Here is a 2,587-nt window from a genome sequence, read left to right as displayed (position 1 = left end):
GCAGCGAGTCGCCGTGGCACGGGCGCTGGTGCAACGTCCGAAGATTCTGCTGGCGGACGAGCCGGTGGCGTCCCTCGACCCCGAGTCCTCCGCACAGGTGATGGCGCTGATCTCGCGCATCGCCTCCGAGGACAACCTGACGGTGCTGTGCAGCCTCCATCAGGTTGAACTTGCGCTGTCGTGGGGGAACCGATTGATCGGCCTGCGTTCCGGTCGAGTCGTGCTCGACAAGGTGGTGTCCGCCATCGGCCGTGACGAGGCCATGTCCATCTACTCGAGCGTCGCCGCCCCGACCTCCCCGCAACTGGTCTGAGTCCGGTGACCGTTCTCTCCCCCGAACACCCGCAGAAGATGCGGGAACCCTTGCCGCGCACACTTCCACGTCCCTCCCCCACCTCGATCGGCGTCGTCGCGGTTCTGGTGGTGTGGCTGCTCGCGTCGGTGTGGTCGATCGCATCGCTGAAGATCAACGTCGCAACCTTCGTGGACGGCATCGGTAACGCGACCGACTTCGTGTCCCGGATGTTCCCGCTCGACTTTCCGCCGATCGGCGAGATTCTCGCCATGACCGGCCAGACTCTGGCCATCGTCACGTGTGCCACCGCTCTCAGTGTGGTGCTCAGCCTCGCGGTGTCGCTCGCGGCGGCCCGCAATACGAGTCCGGCGTCGTCCCTGCGGTGGGCTGCGCGCGCCGTCATCGTGGTCACCCGGGCGATTCCCGAAATCGTGCTCGCCGTCCTGTATCTGCGTCTGTTCGGCCTCGGTGCCGTTGCCGGTATCCTGGCGCTCGGTGTCCACTCCGTCGGCATGGTCGGCAAGATGTACGCCGACACCATCGAGGACACGGACGCCGGACCCCGCGACGCCCTACGCGCCGCCGGTGCCACCTGGTGGCAGCAGATCACCGGCGGTGTCTTCCCCCAGGCTATGCCCGCATTCGTCGCAGTTGCCCTGCACCGCTTCGACATCAACCTCCGCGCCTCGGTCATCCTCGGTTACGTCGGGGTGAGCGGTATCGGCATGGAGCTGTCCCTGGCGATGAAGACGCTGAATTATCAGCGCGGCATGGCCCTGGCGCTGTTCGTCGTCGCCCTCTGCGTCGTGGTCGAACTGATCTCCGGGGCGGTGCGCAAGTCGCTGCTCGGTGATCAGATGACCCACCGCATCGGAGTCTGGGGGCGTCTCGGTAAGCGGGTGACGGCCGCCGGAAACGGATGGGTCGCCGCAGGATCCGGTCGAGACGCCGGAGTGCCGCGCACCCGATCCGGGCAGTACCGGGTCAGCCCGCCGTGGACCGGTGAACGCATCCGTCGCGCCCTCTATATCGGTCTCACCGTCGTCGCTCTGGCCGCTGCGACGTGGGGATCGGACATCGACTTCTCCCGCGTGATGGACGGCATCGCGACCACGTCGAGCACATTGGGACTGTTCTTTCCGCCCGGCACCGGCGGTATCCGGGACGAGCTGCTCGAGCAGCTTCTCGTCACCGTCCAGATCGCCTTGGCAGCAACCTTCCTCGGTCTGATCCTGGCGGTTCCGATCGGAGTGCTCGCCGCCCGGAACGTGGCACCGACGCCCGGCATCGCCAAGGCGTTTCGCATCGTCATCGTCCTCGTGCGCGGAATCCCGGACCTGATCATCGCGATCATCTTCATCGTCGTCACCGGGCTGGGTGCCACCGCCGGCGCCCTCGCCCTGTCGGTGGGTGCGGTGGGTCTGCTCGGCAAGCTGATCGCGGACACACTGGAAGAGTCCGATGTTCGAGTGCAACAGGCGGTCTCGGCGGGCGGTGCGACCCGGACGCAGGTCTTCGTCGCCACCACCCTGCGACAGTCCGCCCCCGCGCTCGCCGCGCACCTGTTCTACCAACTCGACGTCAACATCCGCGCCGCCACACTCCTCGGTGTCGTGGGCGCGGGCGGGATCGGTTTCTATCTCATGAATGCCGCCCGTGTCATGCAATTCGACGTGGTCACCACGATCGTCCTCCTCGTGTTCGCGGTGGTGATGGCCGTGGAAGGCCTCGCCATGTGGGTGCGTCGAGCGGTGTCGTAGGGCCGGACCCCAACGGAAAGAGTCACATGAGTTCCACTGAAGCCATTCGCACGCAGACCAATTCGGCGTTGCTGGCGGCATCCGATGCCGCAGTCGAGGCGTATCGCTCGGCCGTGGTCACGCACCCCCGCGAGAAGCTGCGGTCGATCGTGATGGAGGGCGCCGACGGCACCCCCACCATGTTCATCGACGTCCTGGTCGAGGACGCCATCATCACGGCCGCCACCGCGGCCGGCGTCAACGTGCTGTCGGAGGAGCGCGGCTGGGTCGACGTCGGTTCCGCCGTCTCCCTGGTGATCGATCCCGTGGACGGTTCGGCCAACGCCGCCGCCGGGGTCCCGCTCGCCTGCTTCAGCGCGGCGGTCGTCGTGGACGGCGTATTCACCGAGGCGATGACCACCTGGCTGCATACCGAGGAACGCTGGTGGGCATCGCGCACCCACTCCGCGTACCGCACGAGCGGATGCACGAGCGTTGCGGACGCCGCCGTGTCGATGCTGCGTCCGCACGACCGCAACTGGGATGCGTGGTC

The 2,587-nt window shown here is 67.1% G+C and carries 2 protein-coding genes and 1 pseudogene; all 3 read left to right on the top strand.

Annotated features, from left to right (window positions below):
• Nucleotides 1–313: pseudogene (locus WAW17_RS02460) on the top strand (phosphonate ABC transporter ATP-binding protein); the annotation flags it as partial.
• Between the two features lie 38 nt (nt 314–351).
• Complete coding sequence (phnE, locus tag WAW17_RS02455) at nt 352–2,055, top strand: phosphonate ABC transporter, permease protein PhnE (protein ID WP_422331434.1); 1,704 nt, start codon at nt 352–354, stop codon at nt 2,053–2,055.
• Nucleotides 2,056–2,081: 26 nt separating this feature from the next.
• The coding region (locus tag WAW17_RS02450; RefSeq protein WP_422331433.1) for an inositol monophosphatase family protein at nt 2,082–2,587 on the top strand (506 nt) is incomplete at its 3' end.

This window comes from Rhodococcus sp. (in: high G+C Gram-positive bacteria), from assembly GCF_049286785.1.
Lineage (GTDB): Bacteria > Actinomycetota > Actinomycetes > Mycobacteriales > Mycobacteriaceae > Rhodococcus_F.
This window is presented reverse-complemented; position numbering and strand designations above follow the sequence as displayed.